This window comes from Roseomonas sp. CCTCC AB2023176, from assembly GCF_042259275.1.
GTDB lineage: Bacteria > Pseudomonadota > Alphaproteobacteria > Acetobacterales > Acetobacteraceae > Roseomonas.
The window spans coordinates 5,035,085-5,056,955 of record NZ_CP170086.1 but is presented as its reverse complement, the minus strand read 5'-3'; the positions used below and the strand labels follow the sequence as shown (position 1 = coordinate 5,056,955).

Here is a 21,871-nt window from a genome sequence, read left to right as displayed (position 1 = left end):
CTGCGACGCGGCTCGGCGCCCGGACCGCGGCCGCCGTGACGCACGCGAGGGCCCCGCGCCGCTGCCGTCGGGCCGGGATTGCGCGGACCGCGACGGGGCCCGCAGCCCGACCGCGCGGTGTCACCCCACTTCGATCCCCTTTCGCGCCGCCTCCTCCGCGCTGCCGATCCCGCCATGCTCCTTCGACCACGCCACGGGATCCTCGAGGAACCGCCGCACCTCGCGCAACGCCTCGTCGGAGAAGTAGGGGCGTTCCCGGCACACCTCCAGCACATCCCACCAGGTGCAGAGGTGCAGCAGGCGCAGGTTCATCGCCTTCATCGTCTCGAAGGCGCCGGGAAAGACGCCGTAGAAGAACACCACGAAGGTCTCGTCGCAGATCGCGCCGGCGTCGCGCAGCGCCTGGGCGAAGCGGATCTTGGAGCCGCCGTCCGTGGTCAGGTCTTCGACGAGGAGGGTGCGCTTACCCTCCGGCACGTCGCCCTCGATCTGCGCGTTGCGGCCGAAGCCCTTGGGCTTCTTCCGGACGTACGCCATGGGCGCCATCATCCGGTCGGCGATCCAGGCGGCGAAGGGGATGCCGGCCGTCTCGCCGCCCGCGATCGCCTCGATCGTCTCGTAGCCGATGTGGCGGCCGATCTTCTCCGCCGCCAGGTCGCAGATCGTGCGGCGGGCCCGGGGGAAGTAGATGATGCGGCGGCAGTCGATGTAGACCGGGCTCTTCCAGCCGGAGGTGAAGGTGTAGGGCTCCTCCGGCCGGAAGTTCACCGCCTTGATCTCCAGCAGGATGCGGGCGGTGATGAGCGCGGCGTCGCGGTCCCACTCGGTGGTCGGGTTCGCTTGGAGGTTCGGCGTGGGCAAGGCGGCGGGTTCCGGGCGAGGGGGGGCGGCCCCGATCGGTAACGTCCCGCCGTCCGCGCGTCCACTCGCGGCGACGGGGGCGGGTTGAGCGCGGCGGTGGGGCCCGGAACACCCGGGGATGACCAGCCGCCGCGGGTCTGGGTGCTGGCCGACCCCCGTGCGGGCACCGCGGCCCAGGCGCTTGGCATCGCCGAGCGGCTCGGCCTGCCCTTCCGTACGGTCGCGCTGGAATGGGGCCCGTTCGCGCGCCTGCCGATCCCCTGGCCGAGCCTTGCCGGCCTGACGCGAGAGGCCCGCGCGGCGCTCTGGGACGCGGCGCGGGAGCCGGCCCTCTCGCGCTTCTGGGCGAACCTGCCGGAGGGAGTCTATCCCCGCGCGCCCTCGCCGGTCTGGCCGCGTCTCGTCCTCTCTGCCGGGCGGCGCTCGGCCCCGGTGGCGCGCTGGCTGCGGCGGCGGGGGGCGGTCGCCGTCCAATGCATGCGGCCAGGCCTCGGTGCCGCGGACTTCGACCTGCTGGTGATTGGCAGGCACGATTCGCCCCGCCCCGCGCCGAACGTCCTGGAGATCCTCGGCGCCTGTCACCGGCTCTCGCCCGAGCGCCTGGCCGCGGCGCGCGCGGAATGGCCGGACCTCGCAGCGCTCCCCGGCCCGCGCGTCGCGGTGCTCGTCGGCGGGCCGGTGCGAGGCAAAGGCATGCCGGTAGGGGATGCGGCGCAGCTGATCCCCCGCGTGGCGAAGCGCTTTCCGGGCGCAACGCTCCTCGTCACCACCTCCCGCCGGACCGGCGAGGCCGCGACGGCCGCCATCGCCCAAGCCCTCCGCGACCTGCCCCACCGTCTCTATCGCTGGGGAGATCCTGGGCCGAACCCCTATGCCGGGTTCCTGGCCCAGGCCGACGCGATCGTCGTCACCGGCGACAGCGTCTCCATGCTGTCGGAGGCCTGCGCGACCGGCGCCCCGGTCCTGGTCGCGACGCGGGAGGAAGGGCGGCACCTCCGCCTGGTCCACAGCCTCCGCGAGGCGGGGCTCGCGGCCCCGCTGACCGATGCGGGGCGCGGGGCACCGCACCCGCCGCTCGACGAAGCGGGACGCGTCGCGGCGGAGATCCGGGGGCGCTTCGCGGCCGCGGTCGGGACGTCCTGACCGTCTTGGCCGAGCCTGGCCACATCATTACAAGCCGTCCAGCATCCGAGAGCAGGACCGTGACGCAGCTCCACCGACGCCACCTCCTCGCCGGCGGCTTCGCGCTGGCCGCCGCGCCCGCCGCCGCGCAGCACAACCACGGCAACACGCAGCCCCACCAGGCCGGCCAGTTCGAACGGCTGAACCAGCCGGGCCGCACCGACCTGCCGGACCTGGCGCACCAGCACGCCGCCACGGACAGCCCGGCCCCGCGCGCCGCCAATCCCGGCCGCTGGCGCGCGCTGGCCCCGCTGCCGATCCCGCGCACGGAGATGGCCTGGGCCGCCGAGTACCGCGGCCGCGTGCACCTCGTCGGCGGCTACGCGGAGCAGCGGGTGGACCGGCCCTACCACCATGCCTACGACCTCGCCTCGAACAGTTGGACCGAACTGCCGCAGGTTCCGCGCGGCGCGAACCATGTGGGCGTGGTCAGCCATGGCGGCCGTCTCTACGCGTTCGGCGGGTTCCTGGAGCAGAACCGCACGCCGCATGACGGCGCCTACGCCTTCGACGGGGAGAGCTGGACGACGCTCCGCCGCCTGCCCGAGGCTTGCGGCGCGATCGCCTGCGTCTCGGCCGGCGACCTGATCCACCTGATCGGCGGCGCGATCGGGTCGGACAATCGGCGCTCCGTGGATTGGCACATCACCTACGACCCGCGCACGGATCGATATGGCCGCCGACAGCCCATGCCGTTGGCGCGCGACCATACGGGCGTCGTGTTCGTCAACGGCGTCATCCACGTGATCGGCGGACGCGTGGACACCTTCCACACCAACTCCAACCTCCACCACACTTATGACCCGCGTACCGACGAGTGGACCTTTCGCGCGCCGATCCCCACCGCGCGGTCGGGCCACGGCAGCGTCTGGTTCGCCAACCGCGTCTTCTGCATGGGCGGGGAGGGGACGAACCGCGTCCACGGCAGCACCGAGGCCTACGACCCCGCGACGGATCGCTGGGAGTCCTACGCCCCGATGACGACACCGCGCCACGGCATGGGCGCGGTCGTCTTGGGCGACAGCATCGTTGTGGCCGGTGGCGGGCCGCAGATGGGCGGCGGCGTGCTCAGCGCGATCAACGAGGCGTTCAGCCTGGGCTGACCGTCGCGGCGGGAGGGAACCGGGATGACGCGCGCGACACCGGCCGCCTTCCGCGACGGCGACGGCCTGCCGGAGCTCGTCGTCATTCCGCCCGGACGCTTCCTCATGGGCTCGCCGGACGAGGAGGCGGGGCACGAGGACAGCGAATACCCGGTACGCGAAGTCATCCTCGCCCGGCCCTTTGCCCTCGGCCGCTTTCCAGTGACCTTCGCTGAGTTCGACCACTTCATCGCCGCGACACGCGCCCCCGCGCCGTCCGACGAGGGTTGGGGCCGGGGCGATCGGCCCGCCGTCAACGTGACCTGGCATGAGGCCCGGGACTACGCCGCCTGGCTCGCCGCGTGGACCGGCCGCGCCTATCGCCTGCCGACCGAGGCAGAGTGGGAGTACGCGGCCCGGGCCGGCGCGACCACCGCCTATCCTTGGGGCGCAGACCTGCGGCCCGGCGATGCGAGATACCTGGTGGAAGAGGAGCCGTCGGAACAGGCCGGCACCGTGCCCGTTGGCTGCTTTCCGCCCAACGCCTTCGGCCTTCACGACGTAATCGGCAACGTATGGGAATGGGTCGAGGATTGCTGGAACGAGTTCTACGTCGGCGCTCCGCTCGACGGCTCGGCCTGGCTCACCGGCGATTGTGGGCGCCGGGTGCTGCGCGGCGGCTCCTGGCGCGACGTCCCGCGGCAGGTCCGGGCAGCGGCGCGCAACCGCAACGCGCCGGACTTCCGCTGCGACGATTACGGCTTCCGGATCGCGCGCGAGGTGTGACGCAGCGCGATCCCTTGCCATCCGGCCCGCACGCGCGCAGGACCGGGCGGACCGTTCCGCGAGAGTGACGCGCATGACCCGCACCCACCGTATCGCCGTCATCCCCGGCGACGGCATCGGCCAGGAGACAACGCCGGAGGGCCTGCGCGTGCTGGATGCTGCCGCGCGGCGCTTCGGCTTCGACCTGCGGCTCAACCACCTGGACTGGTCCTGCGAGCGCTACGCCAAGACCGGCCAGATGATGCCGCCCGATGGCCTGGAGATGCTGCGCGACACCTGCGACGCCGTCTTCCTCGGCGCCGTCGGCTGGCCCGGCGTGCCGGACCACGTCTCGCTCTGGGGCCTGCTGATCCCGATGCGGCGCGGCTTCGACCAGTACGTGAACATGCGCCCCTGCCGCCTCATGCCCGGCGTGCGCTCGCCCCTTGCGGACCGCAAGCCGGAAGACGTGGACTTCGTCGTCATCCGCGAGAACACCGAAGGCGAATACTCCTCCGTCGGCGGCCGCATGTTCCCGGGCACCGACCGCGAGTTCGCGGTGCAGGAAAGCGTCTTCACCCGCCAGGGCTGCGATCGCGTCATGCGCTTTGCTTATGACCTCGCGCGCATGCGGCGCCGGAAGAAGCTGACCTCCGCCACCAAGTCCAACGGCATCACCATCACCATGCCCTTCTGGGACGAGCGCTTCGCGGAGGTCGGGCGCGACTACCCCGACGTGCACACGGACCAGTTCCACATCGACATCCTCTGCGCCCACTTCGTGCAGCACCCCGACTGGTTCGACGTGGTGGTGGCCTCCAACCTGTTCGGCGACATCCTGTCCGATCTCGGCCCGGCCGTGGCGGGATCGATCGGCATCGCGCCCTCCGCCAACATCAACCCGGAGCGGAAGCATCCATCGATGTTTGAACCGGTGCACGGTTCCGCGCCGGACATCGCGGGGCGGAAGATCGCGAACCCCATCGCCCAGGTCTGGTCCGGCGCGATGATGCTGGACCACCTGGGCGAGGCGGAGGCGGCCGCCGCCATCGTCGCGGCCATCGAGACCCTGATGACCGCGGGCGGTCCCCGCACCCGGGACCTCGGTGGCCAGTCCGGGACCGAGGAGGTCGGCAAGGCCCTGGCCGATATCGTCGCCCGCGGCTGATCCAGCGCAACGCGGACTGACGCTGCGGACCGTCACGCTTGCTGACATGACGCGCGCCCGATATAACAGGTCCGTTCCTGCGAGTGATTCGCAACTGGCTCGCAGGACCCACCGAACGGAGAGGTTCCGCCCGATGGGCTACGACTTCAGCCATATCACCCGGCGCTGCGAGCGCGCGGTCGTCACCGCGTATCGCGAACTGCGCGACGGGGGGACGAGCGACTTCTCCGCCTTCTCCGCCTGCACCTCGCTCTACCGGATCCACCACCCCGAGGCGTCGGTGGCCGAGGCGCGGCGCCTGGTCGCGGAATGGGTGGATCACCACGTCGTGCGCGCCGATTCCGGCCCGACCGACGGGTGCGAGTGCGACTGAGCCCTCGCCGTCCGCTCAGCGTACGGCGTGATGAGAACAGCCCGGGCTGACCCGGGCCATCGTCATCTCCGGCCCGGCTCAGCCCACCTTCCAGCCCTCGCTGCCGGGCGGACGTTGCAGCATCGGTCGCTCGAAGACCTCTCCCAGCCCCGCGTAGAAGGGGCCGCCGAGCCGCGCGATCGGACGCATGGCCGCGCTGTCCACCCGCTTTCCGTCATAGATGTCGGACCGCAGGTGGAAGGCCACGATCTCGCCGATGTAGAGGGTGTTCACTCCGCGTCCCAGCACCACCGCCTGGTCGAGCCGGCACTCCATCTGCACGGGGGAGGCGGCCAGCCGCGGCGGACGCACGTTGCGGCTTGGCAGGAGCGCGAGCCCCAGCGCCTCCGCCTCGCTGACCTCCGGCGGGAACTCCTGCGCGGAGAGGTGCATCGCCTCCATCGTGTCTTCCGTCGCGACGTTCACGACGAACTCCCCGATCTCCCGGATGTTCCGCGCGGTGTCCTTCATCGCGCCGTCCCCGGCCCGCGCCGCGATGTTCACCGCCAGCATCGGCGGGCTCGTCGCGACGTAGTTGTAGGAACTGAACGGCGCCGCGTTGACGCGGCCAGCCGCGTCGAGCGTCGTGATCCAGGCGACCGGGCGAGGCACGACGCAGCCCACGATCAGCCGGTAGGCCGTCGCGGTATCCAGGCCCTCGCCGTCCACGAAGGCGAATTCGGGGATCATCCTTGGCGCCCGATCAGTCCAGCTTCACGCCGGGCAGCGCGACGGCGCGCCGGGAGGTTTCCAGCTCCTCCCGGATCAGGGCGGCGTAGCCCGCGGGCGTCGCCGCCTCCCCCGTCGCGATCTCCGCGCCGAGGTCGGAGAGGCGCTCCCGCACCGTGCCATCCTCCAGCGCCGCGGCCAGCGCCGCGCGGAGTGTTTCGACAGCCTCGCGCGGCGTCCCGGCGGTGGTGACCAGGCCCAGCGTCGTGGTCAGCTCCGGCTCGACCAGGCCGGCCTCGCGGAAGGTCGGCACGTCGGGCAGCGCCGCGATGCGCCGTGCCGAGCCGACGGCGAGGATCCGGGCCCGCCCGTCCCGGTGCAGCGGCAGTGCGTTGGACAGCTGGTCGAACACCGTGTCGATCGTCCCCGCGAGGAGGTCGGAGAAGGCCGGCCCCGTCCCCCGGTACGGGACGTGCAGCAGGGGTGCGCCGCTGCCGTTGTTGAACAGTTCGACGGCGAGATGCGCGCCCGTGCCGTTGCCGGAGGTGCCCGCCGTGACCTGTCCGCGCCGAGACCGGGCGAGCGCGACGAAGCCGGCCAGGTCGGTCGCCGGCAGGCCGCGGGACGCCAGCAGCACGATCGGGATGCGGTAGGCCGCCCCGATCGGCGCGAAGTCCTTCAGGGGGTCGTAGGGCAGGTTGGGCGTGGTCACGGGCAGGAGGGACAACGGACCGCTCGAGGCGACGAGGATCGAGAGACCGTCCGGGCGGGCCCGCGCCACGGCTTCGGAGCCGACGATCCCGCCGGCACCGGCGCGGTTGTCCACCACGACCGGTTGGCCCAACACGCGCGACATGACCGGGGCGAGCAGGCGGCCGGTGAAGTCCACGTTGCCGCCGGGCGGGAATGGTACCACGAGGCGGACGGGCCGGTCCGGAAACCCCGCGGCCACACCCAGCCGAGTGCCTGCGAGCAGAAAGGGCGCGGCTGCCGCCGAAACGATGATCGCGCGCCGTCCGTTCATCGGAACACTCTCCCACGCCCGCCGCCGCACGGTGCGTTGGCGGCCGGAGGCTATGGCGCAGGTCGCATCGCCGACAAGGGCCAATGATCCGGGTTTATGACCTTTCGGCCCGGGCTTCCCGTGGCGATCTGGCCGCCGCGGCACTACGCGACCGCGGCGGGCGTAGCGCCTTCTCGGGCCCATGCGATCGACACCCGCGCCAGCGCCGCGATCGTGTCCACGACGGGGAAGGGCAGGGCGGGGCCGGCCGCCACGCCGAGCGGGATTTCCGTGCAGCCTAGCACCACGGCCGTCGCCCCGCGGGCCACCAACGACCGGGCCGCCTCCGCAAGTGGCGCATAGGCCGCCTCCACCCGGTTCGCCTTCACCTCGGCGATCGCGGGGGAAACGAGGCGGGCCATGTCCTCCGGCGGCGGCACGATCACGTCCCAGCCGCCGCCCCGCAGGCCATCCTGGTAGAGCCCCATCTCCAGCGTCGCGACGGTGCCCATCACGCCGACCGTTCCGGGCCGCACGCCCTGTCGCCGCAGGTCCTCGGCCGCCGCATCCACGATGTGGAGGATCGGCAGGCGGGTGGCGGCGCGCATGCCCACGATCCAGCCATGGGCGGTGTTGCAGGGGATGGCGATCGCGCCGCAGCCCGCCGCTTCCAGCCCGCGCAGGCCGCGGACCAGCACCGGGAGCGGGTCTGGCCCGGTTCCCCGCCGCGCCGCCACGCGGTCCGGCACGCGCGGGTCGGACCACAGGATCGCGGGGACATGCTCCTGGTCCCGCTCGGCGGGAGTGAGCAGGGTGAGCTGCCGCATGAACTCCGCGCTCGCCAGCGGGCCCATTCCGCCGAGCACGCCGAGGATCCGCTCGCTCATGCCAATCCGTCCCAAACCAGCTTCGCGCCGGTGATCGCCAGAAGCACGTAGACCACGTTGTAGAAGGCCCGGTCGCTCACGCGCTTCTGCAACCAGATTCCGAGGTAGACGCCCGCGGGCGCGACGGGAAGCAGTACGAGGGACGTCAGCAGGTTCGTCCCGTCCAGCAGCCCGAGACCCCAGTAGGGGACGAGCTTCACGTAATTCATCACCCCGAAGAACACGGTCGTCGTCGCGGCCAGCATCCCGCGGTCCAGCCGCAGCGGATAGAGGTAGATCGCAAGCGGCGGTCCGCCGGCATGTGCGATCGTGCTCGTCAGGCCGGAGACGGCGCCCCAGAAGGCGCCGCGCACGCGGTTGGGACGCGCCGCTTCCGTCGCCGCGCCGCGCCAACGGGTCCAGAGCGAGCGCGCGAGGAAGGCGAGCGTCACGACGCCGAGCAGCAGCGACACGGTCCGCGCCGACATCGCGCCGAAGAGCAGCACGCCGAGCACCAGCCCGATCGCCCCGCCCGGCAGGATCGTCCGCATCTCCCGCGCGGACCAGCGGCCCCACCAGGCGCGCAGCCCCGCGATGTCCATGGCGCAGAGCACGGGCAAGGCGATCCCCGCAGCCTGCGGCGCCGGCACGGTCAGCGCCATGAGGGGCACCGCAACGTTCCCCGCGCCCGAGGCGAAGCCGCCCTTGCTGATCCCGTTCACGAGGAAGCCCGGCACCGCCAGGGCGTAGAAGAGAGGATCGGTGATCAGCGGCACGCGGCCATGATGGGCGAGTGATCGGCCCCGCGCCAGGACCGGCCGGTCACGCGGAGAAGGCCAGGCGGCGGCGCGCCGTCAACCCCACGGCACAGCACGGCCGACGCGGCTTGTCCGAGGGCTGACAGCCACCCGCGCCGCCCCTATCGGAGGCACGAATCGCAGGACGGCCCCATGACCCACATGCACGACCCCGCCTGGATCGCGGCCCTCGCGGCGGCCATGGCCGTCACCGGGCTCGTCTCCGGTACGCTCGCGGGGCTGCTCGGCGTCGGCGGGGGCATCGTGATCGTGCCCGTGCTGTTCAATGTCTTTCCCCTGCTGGACGTGCCAGAGGCCGTGCGGATGAAACTCGCCGTCGCGACCTCGCTCGCGACGATCATCCCGACATCCATCCAGTCCGCGCGCAAGCACCGGGCGAAGGGGGCGATGGACGTGCCGCTGCTGCGGTCCATGATCCCGTCGCTGATCGTAGGCGTGCTGATTGGGACTGTGATCGCGGTCTGGGTCCGCGGCTCCGTGCTGACGGCCGTCTTCGCCGTGATCTCGCTCCTCGTCGCGGTCAACATGGCCGTCACCGGCTTGGACTACCGCCTGCGAGAGACCTTCCCGACCGGTGCCCCCCGCCACGCCCTCGGCAGCGCGATCGGCGGGGTCTCCGCGATGATGGGGATCGGGGGCGGGACCGTCGGGGTGCCGCTGCTGAACCTCTTCGGCACGCCGATCCGGAGCGCGGTCGCCACGGCCTCCGCCTTCGGGATCATCATCTCGATCCCCGCGACGCTGGCCTTCATCGGGGCGGGGTGGGGCAACCCGCTGCTGCCGCCCTTCTCGCTCGGCTACGTCAACCTCGTCGGCGTCGCGCTGATCACGCCGACCTCGATGCTCGCGACGCCCTGGGGGGTGACGCTGGCGCATACCATCCCGCCGCTGCTGCTCAAGCGCGCCTTCGCGGTGTTCCTCGGCATCACCGCGGTACGGATGGTCTGGAGCCTGATCGGCTGAGGCGTCAGGCCGCCCGCGAACCCCGCATGTAGGGACGCTCCGGCCGGTAGCGCAGGCGGGCGAGAATATGCCTGATCCGGTGCAGCATCGTTCCTCTCCCGTGCCGGCGTCCTCAACACCATGCGCCGGGTTTGGTTTCGGGATGGTTTCGCGCGGCGTCGCGCCTGTCGCGCGGGCAACACGGCCCGGAGCGACCCGGTCCGGGCGGTTGACCCCCCGGACCGGCTTCCCCTATACGGCGCCCTCTCGTCGCGGGGCCGGTGGCCGTCGCGCGCCCGAACTCGTCCCGGACCAGACCCCAGGCCAAACCGATGAAGATTCGCAACTCCCTCAAGTCCGCGAAGACGCGCGACAAGAACTGCGTCGTCGTCCGCCGCCGCGGCCGCCTCTACGTGCTGAACAAGAAGAACCCGCGGATGAAGGCCCGCCAGGGCTGATCCCCGGCATCCGTCCGGTGCGCCTCGCGGCCCGCCTCCTGGCGGGCTGCTTCGTTCTGGGCGGTGTGGTGGGTGGTCTTCCGGCCGCGGCGCAATCGCGCGACTGGCCGGCCGAGCGCTGCGCCCGCTACGCCGCGGCCACGGAGCAGGCGTTCGAGCGGATCGGCCGCGCCGGCCTCGGCCCGGATTTCCTGTCGGCGCACGAGACGTTCCTGACCTCCGGCTGCCGCACGCGGGCGGTATGCCCCCGGTCCGCCGAGGAATTGCGCATGGCCGACGCCCTGACCGTCGCGGCCATGAACATCGGCGCGGCGAGCACCTTCGTGCCCTTCGCCTGCCGCTGACGGCGCGTCGCCGCGTCCTTGCGGCACCCCGGGGCGGCGGCCAGATTGCCGGGACGCCGTCCGGAGACGCCGCGCGATGATCCGCCTGCCAGACCCCAAGCCCGAGACCCTCGCCCGCCGCGAGGAGATCATCGCCGCCCTGCGCGACGCCGTGCCCTCCGGCCCGCTGGGGGAGGGCGTGATCGCCGATCCCCTCCGCCTCAAGCCGTATGAGACCGACGGGCTTTCCGCCTACCGCCAGGTTCCGCTTGCGGTCGTGCTGCCCTCCTCGACCGAGGAGGTCGCCGCGGCCATGCGCGTCTGCCACCGCTTCGGCGCGCGCGTGGTGCCGCGCGGGGCCGGCACCTCGCTCTCCGGCGGCGCGCTGCCGCTGGCGGATGCGGTGGTGATCGGCCTGATGCGCATGAATCGCGTGCTCGACATCTCGTTCGAGGACCGGCTGGCGGTGGTGGAGGCGGGCGTCACCAACCTCGGCATCACCCGCGCCGTGGAGGGGGAGGGGTTCTTTTACGCCCCCGACCCGTCCTCGCAGCTGGCCTGCATGATCGGCGGCAACGTCATGATGAACAGCGGCGGCGCGCATTGCCTGAAATACGGCGTCACCGCGAACAACCTCCTCGGCGTGAAGCTCGTGACCGTGGAGGGTGACGTCGTCGAGATCGGCGGCGGCCACCTGGACTCGGCGGGCTACGACGTCCTCGGCCTCATCACGGGCAGCGAGGGGCAGCTGGGCCTGGTGACGGAGGTCACCGTCCGCATCCTCCGCGCCGCCGAGGGTGCGCGGGCCATGCTCGCGGCTTTCAAGGGCACGGAGATCGCCGGTGCCGCCGTGGACGCGATCATGGCGAGCGGCGTGATCCCCGTCGCGCTGGAGTTCATGGACAAGCCCTGCATCCACGCCTGCGAGGCTTTCGCCCACGCCGGCTATCCGTTGGACGCGGAGGCCATGCTCATCATCGAGGTCGAGGGCAGCGCGGAGGAACAGGACGCACTTCTGGCGAAGCTCCGCGACATCTGCTCGCGCTTCGACCCGATCTCCATGCGCGTCGCCACCACCGCCGAGGAGTCCATGGCGATCTGGAAGGGCCGCAAGGGCGCCTTCGGCGCGGTCGGCCGCATCTCCCCCGACTACCTCTGCATGGACGGCACGATACCGACGGGGGAGCTCCCCCACGTTCTCAAGCGCATCGGGGAGATGAGCGACCAATACGGGCTGAAGGTCGCCAACGTCTTCCACGCCGGCGACGGGAACCTGCACCCCCTCATCATGTTCGACGCGAACGACCCGACCTCCTTCGCGAAGGCCGAGGCCTTCGGCGCGGACATCCTGCGCCTCTGCGTCGAGGTCGGCGGCTGCCTGACCGGCGAGCACGGCGTCGGCATCGAGAAGCGGGACCTGATGAACGTGCAGTTCAACGACCGCGAACTGGCGCAGCAGCGCCGGATCAAGGAGGCCTTTGACCCGGGCTGGCTCCTCAACCCCGCCAAGGTCTTCCCCATCGAGGGCAATCCCGCACTGCAGGTCGCGTCCTCTGGCGCGCCGGTCATGGCCGCGGAATGACGCTGCACGCACCGGGGACAGAGGAGGCGGTCGCCGAGATCGTCGCGGCCGCCACCGCCCCGCTCGCCATCGAGGGCAACGGCACGAAGCGCGGCATGCTGCGCCCGGTGCAGGCCGCGGCGACGCTGACCACGCGGAACCTGTCCGGCATCACGCTGCACCGCCCGACGGAACTGGTCATCTCCGCGCGCGCCGGCACGACCCTGCCGGACCTGGAGGCCGCCCTCGCCGAGCACGACCAGCACCTGATCGCGGAGCCGCCCGACCTGCGGTCCCTGATGGGCGTCCCCGACGCGCCGCCACCCACCATCGGTGGCCTCGTCGCCGCGAACCTCTCGGGCCCCCGCCGCATCGCGGGCTTCGCGCTGCGCGACAACGTGCTGGGCATCCGCTTCGTCAACGGCACGGGCGAGGTGCTGCGCAGCGGCGGGCGCGTGCACAAGAACGTCACGGGCCTCGACCTCTGCAAACTGCTGTCGGGCAGCCACGGCACGCTCGGCGTCATCACCGAGGTCACGCTGAAGGTCGGCCCGCGGTCCGAGCACACGGCGACCCTCGTCGTGCCCGTGGCGAACGAGGCCGCCGGCATCGCCGCGCTCTCCGCCGGCCTGACCTCTCCCTACGGCGTGACCGGCGCAGCGATGCTGCCGGCGGGCATGGCCGCCGCCGGGATCGCCGGCCCCGCTGCCTTCCTGCGTCTTGAGGACTTCTCCGAATCCGTCGCCTACCGCATGCCCCGCCTGCGCGGCCTCGTCGGCGGAGGCGACGTGATCGGCGGCGACACGTCCCGTGCCCTCTGGCGCGCGATCCGCGACGCCGACCCGCTCTCCCCCGCGCCGGAGGAAGCGGTGTGGCGCCTCTCGCTCCGCCCCTCCGAAGCACCGGCCGCCGCGCGCGCCCTCCGCGCCGCGGGCGGCCGCCTCCTCCTCGACTGGGGTGGGGGCCTCGTTTGGGTGGCCGGCCCTGCGACGGAGGCGACCCACGCCGCGGTCATCACCGCCGCGGCGGCGTCGGGCGGCACCTTCGCCCTGTTCCGCGCCCCTGACTCGCTCCGTGCCGCCGTCTCGGTCATCCCCGACGAGGTGCCGCCGCTCGCCGCGCTGACCGCGCGGATCAAGTCCGCCCTCGACCCCGACCGCCGCCTCAATCCCGGCCGGATGCGCGCCGGCCTCTGACGGACCTGCCTGCGCGGGCGGGTGCGGGGCGGACGGCGTTCAGCGAAACTTCTCCTGTGCCGGCTTGCGCGCGGTGGCGCAGCGCACAATTCCAGTTTTCCGAACCGAGGGGACTCCCGCCATGCCGTTTCGCCCGACCCGCCGCGCCGCGCTCGGCGCCCTTGCCGCGGCCGCCGTCGCACGGGCCCTGCCGGCCCAGGCGGCTGCCCCCTCGCCGGGCGACAGGCGCCGGGCTTCCAGCGCATCAAGGTCGGCCGCTTCGAGGTCACGGCCCTTCTCGACGGGACCCTCCCGCTCGAACTCGAGATGTTCCAGGGCCTCGGCGCCGACGGGCCCGCGCTGCTGGCGCGGTCCTTCCGCCCGAACGGCCCCGTCCTCGCCCACACCAACGCCTACGCCGTCAACACCGGCGAGCGGCTCTACCTCATCGACGCCGGCACGGTGCAGGGCTTCGCGCCGACCCTCGCGCACCTGCCCGACGCGCTGGCCGCCGCCGGCATCCAGCCCGCGCAGGTCGACGCGTTGATCATGACCCACCTCCACCCCGACCATGTCGGCGGCGCCGTGCGGGACAACGCCGCCCTCTTTCCCAATGCCGAGATGATCGTGCCGGAGGCCGAGGCTGCGTTCTGGCTCGATCCCAGCCTCGCCTCCCGGATGCCCGCGGAGTTCAGGCCCTTCGTCCAGATCGCGCAGGGCGGCGTCGCGGCCTATGGCAACCGGGTGCGGCGCCTGGCCCCCGGTGCCTCGCCGGCGCCGGGCTTCGAGCAGGTCGCGCTACCCGGCCACACCCCCGGCCACACCGGCTACATTGTGTCGGATGGCGGCCAGTCGCTCCTGATCTGGGGCGACATCGTCCACGCCCCGCCGCTGCAATTCGCGCGCCCCGCCGCCACGATCGCCTTCGACTCCGATCAGGCCCAGGCCGCGCAGACCCGCGGCCGTGTCATGGACCGTGTGGCGTCCGACCGGATGATGGTGGCGGGCATGCACATGCCCTTCCCGGGCTTCGGCCACGTCGCGAAGGACGGGGAGGGCTACGCCTTCGTCCCGGTCCCCTTCGCGCCGATCTGACGCCCCGGACCGACCTCGCCCGAACCGACCTCTGTAGAACGCGCGGGCGGCCGACGCCCGCGCGAGCGCCCGTCAGCCCGGCGCGAGCAGCGCGCGGAGGGGGACGAGCGGCGCGAGTTCCACGTATTCGAAGCTCAGCACGCCGTCCCGCACGAAGGGGAGCCGTTCCAGGATCGCGCGCGCGGAGGCCACGTCGTGCGCGTTGAGGATGACGACCACGCCTGCGTCGCCAGGGCGGAAGTACCACTGCTCGATCGCGCCGGAGAGATGGAGGTCGAGCGTGTCCCGCGCCTCCTGGCGCATGGCCGCCGGATCGGGCGCGCCCCGGATCGTCAGCGTCCCGAGGGCGAGAACCTTCGTGACCGGCGCGGTGGGCCGGCCCGTGGTGGGGCCAGGGGCAGGACCTGGGCTCGTCTGCGCCCGCCCCTCCGGCGCATGCGCGAGCGCGACGAAGGCGAGGGCCGTGACGGCTCGGGTCAGGTGGTGCATGACCGGATTCTTGTCGGTCGGGTCCCAAAAGCGGGACTGGCCCGAACCGATATGGTTGGTATCAACCTAAAGGCAAGCCCCGCTCGTGGCGACGATCGGATGGCAGGCCTTCCCCGATGCGGGCCGTCCTCGGCATCACCGGGGGAGGCGTCGGCGGCGCCGCGCGCTATATCCCATGAGATGCAGACCCATTTCACCGCCGAGCAGCTCCGCGACCCCGAGACGGCGGAAAGCAACACGATCCTCCGGACCTGCGTGCATTGCGGGTTCTGCACCGCCACCTGCCCGACCTTCCTGCTGCTGGGCGACGAGTTGGACTCCCCCCGCGGCCGTATCTACCTCATCAAGGACATGCTGGAGTCCGGCCGGCCCGCGACGAAGGAGGTGGTGCAGCACGTGGACCGCTGCCTGTCCTGCCTGTCCTGCATGACGACCTGTCCCAGCGGCGTCCACTACATGCACCTCGTGGACCACGCGCGCGCCTACATCGAGGAAACCTACGAGCGGCCCTTCATGGAGCGGACGATCCGCCGCGTCCTGGCCTGGGTGCTGCCGCGCCCCGCGCTGTTCCGGCTCTCCCTGTTCGGCGCGCGCCTGGCCAGGCCGTTCCGTGGCCTTCTCGGCGGCCGTTCGATGACCACGAAGCGCCTGCAGGCGATGCTCGACCTCGCGCCGGGGTCGCTGCCGGCGCCGGGCCCTTCCGCGAGGCCGGCGATCCACCGGGCACAAGGCGAGCGGCGCGGCCGTGTGGCCCTGCTGACCGGCTGCGCGCAGACCGTCCTCGCCCCCTCGATCAACGAGGCGACGATCCGCCTGCTGACCCGCATGGGGATCGAGGTCGTGGTGACCCAGGGTCAGGGCTGCTGCGGCGCGCTGACGCATCACATGGGCCAGCAGGAATCCTCCCACGCCTATGCCCGCGCCAACATCGAGGCCTGGTCGCGCGAGATCGAGGGCGAGGGGCTGGACGCCATCGTGGTGAACGCGAGCGGTTGCGGCACGACGGTGAAGGACTACGGCCACATGTTCCGGGAAGACGCGGAGATGCGCGACCGCGCCGCGACGGTCGGGGCGCTGGCGAAGGACATCTCCGAGGTCCTGACGACCTTCGGCTACGCACCCGCGCGCCCGACGCCGGACCTGACCGTCGCCTACCACCCGGCCTGTTCCCTCCAGCACGGGCAGCGCCTGACGGACGTGCCGAAGAACCTGCTGGCGAAGGCCGGCTTCCGCGTGAAGATGCCGGTCGAGGCCCACATCTGCTGCGGCAGCGCCGGAACCTACAACATCCTCCAGCCCGAGATCGCCGCGCGGCTGCGCGACCGGAAACTCGGCAACATCGCGCGGCTGAAGGCCGACGTGATCGCCTCCGGCAACATCGGATGCCTCACGCAACTCTCGGGCACCATCCCCGTCGTGCATTCCGTGGAACTGCTGGACTGGATGGCCGGCGGCCCCGAACCGGCCGCCCTGGCCGCCCGCCGGAAGGTCGCCGCATGATCCGAATCGTCGAGGCCGGGGCCGCCGTCGCCGCGATGGCCCTGGCGCTCGTGCTGCAACCGGCATCGGCACAGATCATCCCGCCGCCGGGCGGGTCCGGGGTTGCACCGGCCATCCCGCCTGCCGCCGCGCCCGTCCAGCCCCCGGACGCGGCGGAGCGTCGCCGCGCCGAGGCGAACCGCATCCTCGACGCCCTGCCGGCCGCCCCCGACGAGACCACGGCCGCGATGCTGGAGGCGCGGCTTCGCACGCTGTGGTCGCAGGGCGGCTCGCCTGCCGTCTCCCTCCTCATGCGCCGGGCGATCCGGAACCTCGAGGCGAATGCCCCGGCCGAGGCCGTGGAGGACCTCGACGCCGCCATCACCCTCCAGCCCGACTTCCCGGAATCCTGGATCCTCCGCGCCCAGGCCCAGGCAGCGGCCGGCGATCCCCGCGCCGCCGCCGCGGATCTGCGGGAGGCGCTCCGGCTCGAACCGCGGCATTTCGGCGCACTGACGGCCCTTTCCTCGGTGCTCGAGGATGCGGGCGACCTTCAGGGCGCCCTCCGCAGCCTCGACGCCGCCCTCGCCATCAACCCGAAGCAGTCGGGCGCTGCCGCCCGGCAACGCGACCTGCGCCGCCGCGCCCTCGGCGACGACACCTGACGCCGTCGCCCCGGCCCATCTGGCGGCGCCGTCGGCCTTGGGATACACGGGATTCGTAACGGTTTTTCAGCCCATGTCCCTTTTCACTGCTCGACGGCCGTCTGGCGGGATATCCGGGGTCGGGAGCGTCCCGTTCGAGGCGGAACTCTACCTGCACGCCCCCGAGCGCTTCGGGCGCTGGCACGATGGGCAACCGAACACCCCCGCCATCCCCCCGGTCCTGACCGAGGAGCAACTCCGCGGAGAGTTCGCGCTGGCCTTCCTCCGCTGGACCTGCCTCGTTTCTCTCGCGGTGACGCTGATCGGCTTGCTCGTCATCCTGTGGCGGCTCGGCCTGGCTTGAGGACGGCCCTGGCGCGGCGCACGAGCCCGCGGCACGCTGAGGCGAAGGTCGCCCGAGAGCCGGCCACGGAGGAAAGCGCCATGACCGTCGCACGCCGCGTCTTCTTTTCGCTTCCCTTCGTGGCGGTCCTCCCACGCCTCGCACGTGCGGACTGGCCGGACCGCCCCATCCGCATCCTCGTCGCCTTTCCGCCGGGGGCCGCGACCGACGTGCTCTGCCGCGCCCTCGCGGTCCCGTTGACGGCAGCCCTGGGCCAGCCCGTCGTCGTGGAGAACCGCCCCGGCGCCGGCGGCAACATCGCGACGGTCGCCGTGCGCCGCGCACCGCCGGACGGGACCGCCTTCCTCGCCCATTCCGTCGCCTATGCCGTCAACCCCGGCCTATACCGCAACGCGGGCTACGAGGCGGCGGACCTGGAACCGGTCGCGCTGCTGGCGAGCACGCCGAACGTGATCACCGTCAACCCGGAGCACCTGCCGGTTCGGACCCTGGCGGAACTCCTCTCCGCCGCGCGGTCGCGGCCGCTGGACTACGGGTCCTCCGGCACTGGCACGACGACGCATCTGGGGATGGAGGTCCTTCTGCGGACGCGTGCGGGCGCCGACGTGCAGCACGTGCCCTTCGGCCCGGCCCAGGCCATCACCGCGGTGGCTGGCGGGCAGGTGCCGATCGCCAGCACCTCCCTGCCCCCCGCCCTGCCATTGATCCGGGAGGGGCGGCTGCGCGCCGTCGCCGTCACCTCCGCTGCCCGCGACCCTGCGCTGCCGGAGGTGCCGACCGTCGCGGAATCTGGATATCCCGGCTTCGAGGCCCTGACGTGGTTCGCCGTCTTCGCGCCACCCGGCACGCCACCGCCGGTCTCCGACCGAATGAACGCCGAGATCAACCGCGCCCTCGCCTCGCCGGAGATGAAGGCGCGTCTCGATGCCCTGGGCTTCGTGACCGCCCCGATGGACCGGCCGGCCTTCGCCGGCTACCTGCGCCGCGAGGTCGCGACCTGGGCGGACGCCGTACGCGCATCCGGCGCGACGGCGGATTGAGGAGCGTCCGCCCCGGCTTCGGCTCCGTGCGGGCGGTTGCAACAGTCGTCGCGGGACAGGGGCGGCGCCGCCTGCCGCGGCTGCCCGCGCAAGCCCGCGCAGCGACGAGGATCGCGCGGGACCGGCCTCAATTGCGCGGCGTGAGCGTCTCCGTCCCGATCGCGCTGGAGCCGATGAGGGTCCATTGGCCTGTCAGCACCCCATCCTCGCTGACCGTGTAGATGCCGAGGCCCGGCCGCTGGCCCAGCGTGAAGCCGGCGGCGAAGGTGTTGCCGGCGGACATTCCGTAGCCGGCGAAGCGGTTGCCCTCGATGTTCCAGGCGATCTGCCAGGCCGCGAGCCCGGCCGGCGCCAGTTGCAGCACGCCCGAATAGGGCGTGCCGTCGGGGTTCGTGCCGGTGACGTCGTAGAGGCCGGCGCGCTGCGCCCAGGCCGGGGCCGCGAGCGACCCGAAGGCCAGGAGGGCGCCCAGGACGCCCGCGCGAAACGCCTGCCGCATGCCCGTCACCCCGTATCTCAATCCACGATCGCGACGCGGAGGGCGTTCGTCGTCCCGGGCGTCCCGAACGGCACGCCGGCGACCACGACGACCTCGTCGCCGGTCACCGCGAAGCCCTCGGTCGCCGCGGCGCGCACGCCCTTCGCCACCATGTCCGTCATGGAGGAGGGCTCGCGGCTCGCCAAGGGGTGCACGCCCCACACCAGCGCGAGCCGTCGCGCCGTCGCCTCCGACGCGGTGAGGCCGAGGATCGGCGCCGCGGGCCGTTCCCGCGCGACGCGCAGCGTGGTGGAGCCGGTCGAGGTGAAGGTCGCGATGGCCTCCGCCTCGATCGTCGCGGCGACCTGGCGCGCCGCGGCTGCGATAGCGTCGGAGGAGGTGTGTCGCGGCTCCGGGCGGTTCGAGTCCGTGATGGCCCGCCAGCCCGGGTCGGATTCGGTGCGGGCGACGATGCGGTCCATCATGTTCACCGCCTCGAACGGGTACTGCCCCGCTGCGGTCTCGGCCGAGAGCATGACGGCATCCGCCCCGTCGAAGACGGCGGTCGCGACGTCCGACGCCTCGGCGCGGGTCGGGGTCGGGGCGCTGATCATGCTCTCCAGCATCTGGGTCGCCACGATCACCGGCAGGCCGCGTGCGCGGGATGCCCGGACGATCCGCTTCTGGATTAGCGGCACCTCCTCCGGCGGGCATTCCACGCCGAGGTCGCCACGGGCGACCATCACCGCGTCGGCGAGGTCCAGGATGGCGTCAAGGTTCTCGACGGCCTGCGGCTTCTCCATCTTCACCAGCACCCAGGCGCGGCCCGCGGCGATCTCCTTCGCTTCCGCCACGTCCTCGGGACGCTGGACGAAGGACAGGCCGATGAACTCGACGCCCTGTTCCAGCACGAAGGCGAGGTCGGCGCGGTCCTTCTCGGTCAGCGCGGGGATGGGCAGGACGACGTCGGGGACGTTCACGCCCTTGCGGTCGGAAAGGGGGCCGCCGACCAGCACCTCGGTCTCCAGGTGGTCGTCGCGCACGCGGGTGACGCCAAGGCGCAGCTTCCCGTCATCCAGCAGCAGCGTCGTGCCGATGCGCGCGGCCGCAATGATCTCGGGATGCGGCAACTGCACGCGGCGCACGTCGCCCGGCACGGGCGAGAGATCGAGTCGGAACGGCTGCCCCGTCTGCAACTGGACCCGCCCGCCGGAGAACTTCCCGACGCGCAGCTTCGGCCCCTGCACGTCGGCGAGGATGCCGATGGGCCGTCCGGTCTTGCGTTCCAGCTCCCGGATCGTCGCGATCCGCGCCGCGTGGTCCTCGTGGCTGCCGTGGGAGAAGTTCAGGCGGAACACATCGGCGCCGGCGCGGAACAGCCGCTCGATCACCTCAGGCGAGGTGGAAGCCGGTCCGAGGGTCGCGACGATCTTCGTCCGGCGCCGGCGGCGGATAGGGAGGCGGTTCCCGGCGGGCCTCAACGCGGCGGCGGCGGGGCGAGCGGCCGGGAGGGGATCCCGCAGGCTGTCGGCCGGGACCTCCATCAGCCGCGCCACCTCCTCCACCCGCTCGGGCGGGACACGTTTCCACTGCGACACGGCGGCGGTGGAAATGCCGAGGGCCGTCGCGATCTTCGTGACCGCGCCGCGGCGTGCGAGGAGGTCTTCAAGGGCTTTGTCGCGCATCGCCGTAAGTTAGGCGCCGTAAGGTCGCTGCGCGAGCCGCAATTTCCTTACATTTGGTAAGCGCATCGGCCAAGCCGCCGGACCGGTGGGTCACTCCCAACCGCGCCTCACGAGGCGCACGCCGTAACCCGCCCCGTCAGGACTTGTAGCTGCTTCCGGCCAGCGACGTCGCGTTCTGCTCCCGCACCTTGGCCGCGGCATCGTCGTAGAGGAACGGCAGGAAGGCATAGCGCCGCCCGGAGGTCACGCGGGACACCGCGTGCAGAAGGGAGCAGGAGAAGACCACGGCACCGCCCGGCGGCGGTTTGAAGGACCGCGGGCCGTATTCGGGGAACGACACCTCGCCGCCCTCGAAATCCCCGTTCAGGTTGATGGAGACGGCGAAGCGCCGGTGCGCGGTGCCGGGCGTCGTGTTGTCGCGGTGCGCGCGGAAATGCCCGCCATCGTCGGCCGAGTAGCAGCCGACGAGGTAGCGCTCCATCCGCGTGGCCCTGAACTGGTGGACCTTCAGGATCTCCGGGACGATGCGCCGGCGGATGCGGGCCTGGGTCTGCTGGATGAGGTTCTGGTCCTCGATCAGGTGGTCGCGTCGGACCTTGTGGGCGCGGTCGTGCACGCCGACGGTCTTGCCGTCCACCTCACGCATGAAGCCGCTGAGTTCGCCGCCCGCGGCGTCGTAGGCCTCGATGAGCCGGCGGCAGAAGGCGGGCTCGAAGACGTCGGGGATCAGCAGGACCGGCGCCATCACCTCCTCGCCCCCGAAGGTGCCGGGGGCGGCCAGGGTGTCGAGATAGGCGAAGACCGCCTCGTGGTCGCGCAGCGCGAAGACGCGCTTCACGCGCAGCGCGGCGTCGAGCACGACCCAGAAGCGGCGCGCCGGGTGAGTGCCGACGGGTTCATCCCCGGCCGGAACCGCACCGTAGAGGCGGCTGACCGTCCCGTCGAAGTCCCAGAAATGCCGGATGCCCGGCAGGCTCTCGCGGACCCGGCCCTCCGCCTCGTCCCCCGGGTCGAGGCTGACGCCGAAGAAGGCGGCATGCTGGTCGTCGAAGCGGGACCGGGCGGCCGTGACGGCGTCCAGCGCGGCCTGTCCCGCCTCGTCCCGCGCCGATCCGAAGAAGAGGAGGACGACGTGGCGGCCGGCCGCGGTGTCGAAGACGTAGCGTGGGTTGGAAGTGGAGCGCTGCCTGAACCAGGGGGCGGGGTCGCCGGGCAGGAGTTCGACGTAGCGGGGTCGGGCTTCGGTCGTGACGGACATGGCGTTTCCCGGGATCTCGCGCGGACGTTACCGCGGCGGATCGCTGGGGCAAGC

General features: G+C 72.3%; 24 protein-coding genes. 15 read left to right on the top strand and 9 right to left on the bottom strand.

Annotation, left to right across the window (positions count from 1 at the left end; genetic code table 11):
• Window positions 1-120: 120 nt before the first annotated feature.
• Entirely contained in the window at window positions 121-861 is a 741-nt protein-coding gene (locus ACE7GA_RS25360) for an orotate phosphoribosyltransferase (protein ID WP_376093354.1), read from the bottom strand.
• Between the two features lie 141 nt (window positions 862-1,002).
• Here ACE7GA_RS25360 and ACE7GA_RS25355 point away from each other — a divergent pair, with 141 nt between their 5' ends.
• From ACE7GA_RS25355 to ACE7GA_RS25335, 5 genes are all read left to right on the top strand, one after another.
• A complete protein-coding gene (locus ACE7GA_RS25355; RefSeq protein ID WP_376093351.1) occupies window positions 1,003-2,004 on the top strand; it encodes a mitochondrial fission ELM1 family protein in 1,002 nt (333 codons plus the stop codon).
• A gap of 59 nt (window positions 2,005-2,063) precedes the next feature.
• Window positions 2,064-3,146: a Kelch repeat-containing protein gene (locus ACE7GA_RS25350; RefSeq protein WP_376093348.1), complete on the top strand. Its 1,083-nt coding sequence runs from the start codon at window positions 2,064-2,066 to the stop codon at window positions 3,144-3,146.
• Between the two features lie 24 nt (window positions 3,147-3,170).
• Entirely contained in the window at window positions 3,171-3,911 is a 741-nt protein-coding gene (locus ACE7GA_RS25345; protein ID WP_376093346.1) for a formylglycine-generating enzyme family protein, read from the top strand.
• 73 nt (window positions 3,912-3,984) lie between these two features.
• Entirely contained in the window at window positions 3,985-5,058 is a 1,074-nt protein-coding gene (locus ACE7GA_RS25340; RefSeq protein ID WP_376093343.1) for a tartrate dehydrogenase, read from the top strand.
• Window positions 5,059-5,191: 133 nt separating this feature from the next.
• Window positions 5,192-5,431: a hypothetical protein gene (locus ACE7GA_RS25335; RefSeq protein ID WP_376093340.1), complete on the top strand. Its 240-nt coding sequence runs from the start codon at window positions 5,192-5,194 to the stop codon at window positions 5,429-5,431.
• Between the two features lie 78 nt (window positions 5,432-5,509).
• Here the strand turns inward: ACE7GA_RS25335 and ACE7GA_RS25330 are convergent, their stop codons facing one another.
• The 4 genes from ACE7GA_RS25330 to ACE7GA_RS25315 form a co-directional block, all read right to left on the bottom strand.
• Window positions 5,510-6,160 (bottom strand): flavin reductase family protein, encoded by a 651-nt coding sequence (locus ACE7GA_RS25330; protein WP_376093337.1) that lies wholly within the window; start codon window positions 6,158-6,160, stop codon window positions 5,510-5,512.
• Between the two features lie 13 nt (window positions 6,161-6,173).
• The gene (locus ACE7GA_RS25325; RefSeq protein WP_376093334.1) at window positions 6,174-7,163 is read right to left on the bottom strand and encodes a Bug family tripartite tricarboxylate transporter substrate binding protein; all 990 of its coding nucleotides are present in this window, start codon (window positions 7,161-7,163) and stop codon (window positions 6,174-6,176) included.
• Window positions 7,164-7,306: 143 nt separating this feature from the next.
• A complete protein-coding gene (locus ACE7GA_RS25320; RefSeq protein ID WP_376093331.1) occupies window positions 7,307-8,029 on the bottom strand; it encodes an aspartate/glutamate racemase family protein in 723 nt (240 codons plus the stop codon).
• On the bottom strand, window positions 8,026-8,784 hold the full coding sequence (locus ACE7GA_RS25315; protein WP_376093328.1) for a sulfite exporter TauE/SafE family protein: 759 nt from the start codon (window positions 8,782-8,784) through the stop codon (window positions 8,026-8,028). The genes ACE7GA_RS25320 and ACE7GA_RS25315 overlap by 4 nt, the downstream gene beginning before the upstream one ends.
• A gap of 174 nt (window positions 8,785-8,958) precedes the next feature.
• Here ACE7GA_RS25315 and ACE7GA_RS25310 point away from each other — a divergent pair, with 174 nt between their 5' ends.
• From ACE7GA_RS25310 to ACE7GA_RS25285, 6 genes are all read left to right on the top strand, one after another.
• Window positions 8,959-9,789, top strand: a complete 831-nt coding sequence (locus tag ACE7GA_RS25310; protein WP_376093325.1) for a sulfite exporter TauE/SafE family protein — start codon at window positions 8,959-8,961, stop codon at window positions 9,787-9,789.
• Window positions 9,790-10,100: 311 nt separating this feature from the next.
• The gene (gene ykgO / locus ACE7GA_RS25305; protein ID WP_007003646.1) at window positions 10,101-10,226 is read left to right on the top strand and encodes a type B 50S ribosomal protein L36; all 126 of its coding nucleotides are present in this window, start codon (window positions 10,101-10,103) and stop codon (window positions 10,224-10,226) included.
• A 17-nt stretch (window positions 10,227-10,243) separates the two neighbouring features.
• Window positions 10,244-10,570: a hypothetical protein gene (locus tag ACE7GA_RS25300; RefSeq protein WP_376093321.1), complete on the top strand. Its 327-nt coding sequence runs from the start codon at window positions 10,244-10,246 to the stop codon at window positions 10,568-10,570.
• A 76-nt stretch (window positions 10,571-10,646) separates the two neighbouring features.
• Window positions 10,647-12,131: an FAD-linked oxidase C-terminal domain-containing protein gene (locus tag ACE7GA_RS25295; protein ID WP_376093318.1), complete on the top strand. Its 1,485-nt coding sequence runs from the start codon at window positions 10,647-10,649 to the stop codon at window positions 12,129-12,131.
• Window positions 12,128-13,306 (top strand): FAD-binding protein, encoded by a 1,179-nt coding sequence (locus tag ACE7GA_RS25290; RefSeq protein ID WP_376093315.1) that lies wholly within the window; start codon window positions 12,128-12,130, stop codon window positions 13,304-13,306. The genes ACE7GA_RS25295 and ACE7GA_RS25290 overlap by 4 nt, the downstream gene beginning before the upstream one ends.
• A 306-nt stretch (window positions 13,307-13,612) precedes the next feature.
• Window positions 13,613-14,380: an MBL fold metallo-hydrolase gene (locus tag ACE7GA_RS25285; protein ID WP_376093312.1), complete on the top strand. Its 768-nt coding sequence runs from the start codon at window positions 13,613-13,615 to the stop codon at window positions 14,378-14,380.
• 72 nt (window positions 14,381-14,452) lie between these two features.
• Here the strand turns inward: ACE7GA_RS25285 and ACE7GA_RS25280 are convergent, their stop codons facing one another.
• Window positions 14,453-14,869: a hypothetical protein gene (locus tag ACE7GA_RS25280; protein WP_376093309.1), complete on the bottom strand. Its 417-nt coding sequence runs from the start codon at window positions 14,867-14,869 to the stop codon at window positions 14,453-14,455.
• A gap of 180 nt (window positions 14,870-15,049) precedes the next feature.
• Between ACE7GA_RS25280 and glcF the strand changes: the two genes are divergently transcribed.
• The 4 genes from glcF (at window position 15,050) to ACE7GA_RS25260 (ending at window position 18,396) form a co-directional block, all read left to right on the top strand.
• Complete coding sequence (glcF, locus tag ACE7GA_RS25275; protein WP_376093306.1) at window positions 15,050-16,369, top strand: glycolate oxidase subunit GlcF; 1,320 nt, start codon at window positions 15,050-15,052, stop codon at window positions 16,367-16,369.
• The gene (locus ACE7GA_RS25270) at window positions 16,366-17,013 is read left to right on the top strand and encodes a tetratricopeptide repeat protein (protein WP_376093303.1); all 648 of its coding nucleotides are present in this window, start codon (window positions 16,366-16,368) and stop codon (window positions 17,011-17,013) included. The genes glcF and ACE7GA_RS25270 overlap by 4 nt, the downstream gene beginning before the upstream one ends.
• A 73-nt stretch (window positions 17,014-17,086) precedes the next feature.
• Window positions 17,087-17,356: a hypothetical protein gene (locus tag ACE7GA_RS25265; protein WP_376093300.1), complete on the top strand. Its 270-nt coding sequence runs from the start codon at window positions 17,087-17,089 to the stop codon at window positions 17,354-17,356.
• A gap of 80 nt (window positions 17,357-17,436) precedes the next feature.
• A complete protein-coding gene (locus ACE7GA_RS25260) occupies window positions 17,437-18,396 on the top strand; it encodes a Bug family tripartite tricarboxylate transporter substrate binding protein (RefSeq protein WP_376093297.1) in 960 nt (319 codons plus the stop codon).
• A gap of 127 nt (window positions 18,397-18,523) precedes the next feature.
• Here ACE7GA_RS25260 and ACE7GA_RS25255 read toward each other — a convergent pair whose 3' ends face one another.
• The 3 genes from ACE7GA_RS25255 to ACE7GA_RS25245 all read right to left on the bottom strand — a co-directional run bounded on the left by ACE7GA_RS25255 (window position 18,524) and on the right by ACE7GA_RS25245 (window position 21,817).
• Complete coding sequence (locus ACE7GA_RS25255; RefSeq protein WP_376093294.1) at window positions 18,524-18,895, bottom strand: hypothetical protein; 372 nt, start codon at window positions 18,893-18,895, stop codon at window positions 18,524-18,526.
• Between the two features lie 17 nt (window positions 18,896-18,912).
• The gene (gene pyk, locus ACE7GA_RS25250; RefSeq protein ID WP_376093291.1) at window positions 18,913-20,559 is read right to left on the bottom strand and encodes a pyruvate kinase; all 1,647 of its coding nucleotides are present in this window, start codon (window positions 20,557-20,559) and stop codon (window positions 18,913-18,915) included.
• 136 nt (window positions 20,560-20,695) lie between these two features.
• Window positions 20,696-21,817 carry a 2OG-Fe(II) oxygenase gene (locus ACE7GA_RS25245; RefSeq protein WP_376093288.1) on the bottom strand — a complete coding sequence of 374 codons (1,122 nt, stop codon included), beginning with the start codon at window positions 21,815-21,817 and terminating at the stop codon, window positions 20,696-20,698.
• Window positions 21,818-21,871 lie beyond the last annotated feature (54 nt).

Excerpts from the sequence above, each read along its gene's own strand:
- ACE7GA_RS25345 (WP_376093346.1), top strand. The coding sequence starts at position 3,171 with ATGACGCGCGCGACACCGGCCGCCTTCCGCGACGGCGACGGCCTGCCG.
- ACE7GA_RS25340 (WP_376093343.1), top strand. The coding sequence starts at position 3,985 with ATGACCCGCACCCACCGTATCGCCGTCATCCCCGGCGACGGCATCGGC.
- ACE7GA_RS25335 (WP_376093340.1), top strand. The coding sequence starts at position 5,192 with ATGGGCTACGACTTCAGCCATATCACCCGGCGCTGCGAGCGCGCGGTC.
- ACE7GA_RS25330 (WP_376093337.1), bottom strand. The coding sequence starts at position 6,160 with ATGATCCCCGAATTCGCCTTCGTGGACGGCGAGGGCCTGGATACCGCG.
- ACE7GA_RS25325 (WP_376093334.1), bottom strand. The coding sequence starts at position 7,163 with ATGAACGGACGGCGCGCGATCATCGTTTCGGCGGCAGCCGCGCCCTTT.
- ACE7GA_RS25320 (WP_376093331.1), bottom strand. The coding sequence starts at position 8,029 with ATGAGCGAGCGGATCCTCGGCGTGCTCGGCGGAATGGGCCCGCTGGCG.
- ACE7GA_RS25310 (WP_376093325.1), top strand. The coding sequence starts at position 8,959 with ATGACCCACATGCACGACCCCGCCTGGATCGCGGCCCTCGCGGCGGCC.
- ykgO (WP_007003646.1), top strand. The coding sequence starts at position 10,101 with ATGAAGATTCGCAACTCCCTCAAGTCCGCGAAGACGCGCGACAAGAAC.
- ACE7GA_RS25295 (WP_376093318.1), top strand. The coding sequence starts at position 10,647 with ATGATCCGCCTGCCAGACCCCAAGCCCGAGACCCTCGCCCGCCGCGAG.
- ACE7GA_RS25290 (WP_376093315.1), top strand. The coding sequence starts at position 12,128 with ATGACGCTGCACGCACCGGGGACAGAGGAGGCGGTCGCCGAGATCGTC.
- ACE7GA_RS25285 (WP_376093312.1), top strand. The coding sequence starts at position 13,613 with ATGTTCCAGGGCCTCGGCGCCGACGGGCCCGCGCTGCTGGCGCGGTCC.
- ACE7GA_RS25280 (WP_376093309.1), bottom strand. The coding sequence starts at position 14,869 with ATGCACCACCTGACCCGAGCCGTCACGGCCCTCGCCTTCGTCGCGCTC.
- glcF (WP_376093306.1), top strand. The coding sequence starts at position 15,050 with ATGCAGACCCATTTCACCGCCGAGCAGCTCCGCGACCCCGAGACGGCG.
- ACE7GA_RS25270 (WP_376093303.1), top strand. The coding sequence starts at position 16,366 with ATGATCCGAATCGTCGAGGCCGGGGCCGCCGTCGCCGCGATGGCCCTG.
- ACE7GA_RS25265 (WP_376093300.1), top strand. The coding sequence starts at position 17,087 with ATGTCCCTTTTCACTGCTCGACGGCCGTCTGGCGGGATATCCGGGGTC.
- ACE7GA_RS25260 (WP_376093297.1), top strand. The coding sequence starts at position 17,437 with ATGACCGTCGCACGCCGCGTCTTCTTTTCGCTTCCCTTCGTGGCGGTC.
- ACE7GA_RS25255 (WP_376093294.1), bottom strand. The coding sequence starts at position 18,895 with ATGCGGCAGGCGTTTCGCGCGGGCGTCCTGGGCGCCCTCCTGGCCTTC.
- pyk (WP_376093291.1), bottom strand. The coding sequence starts at position 20,559 with ATGCGCGACAAAGCCCTTGAAGACCTCCTCGCACGCCGCGGCGCGGTC.
- ACE7GA_RS25245 (WP_376093288.1), bottom strand. The coding sequence starts at position 21,817 with ATGTCCGTCACGACCGAAGCCCGACCCCGCTACGTCGAACTCCTGCCC.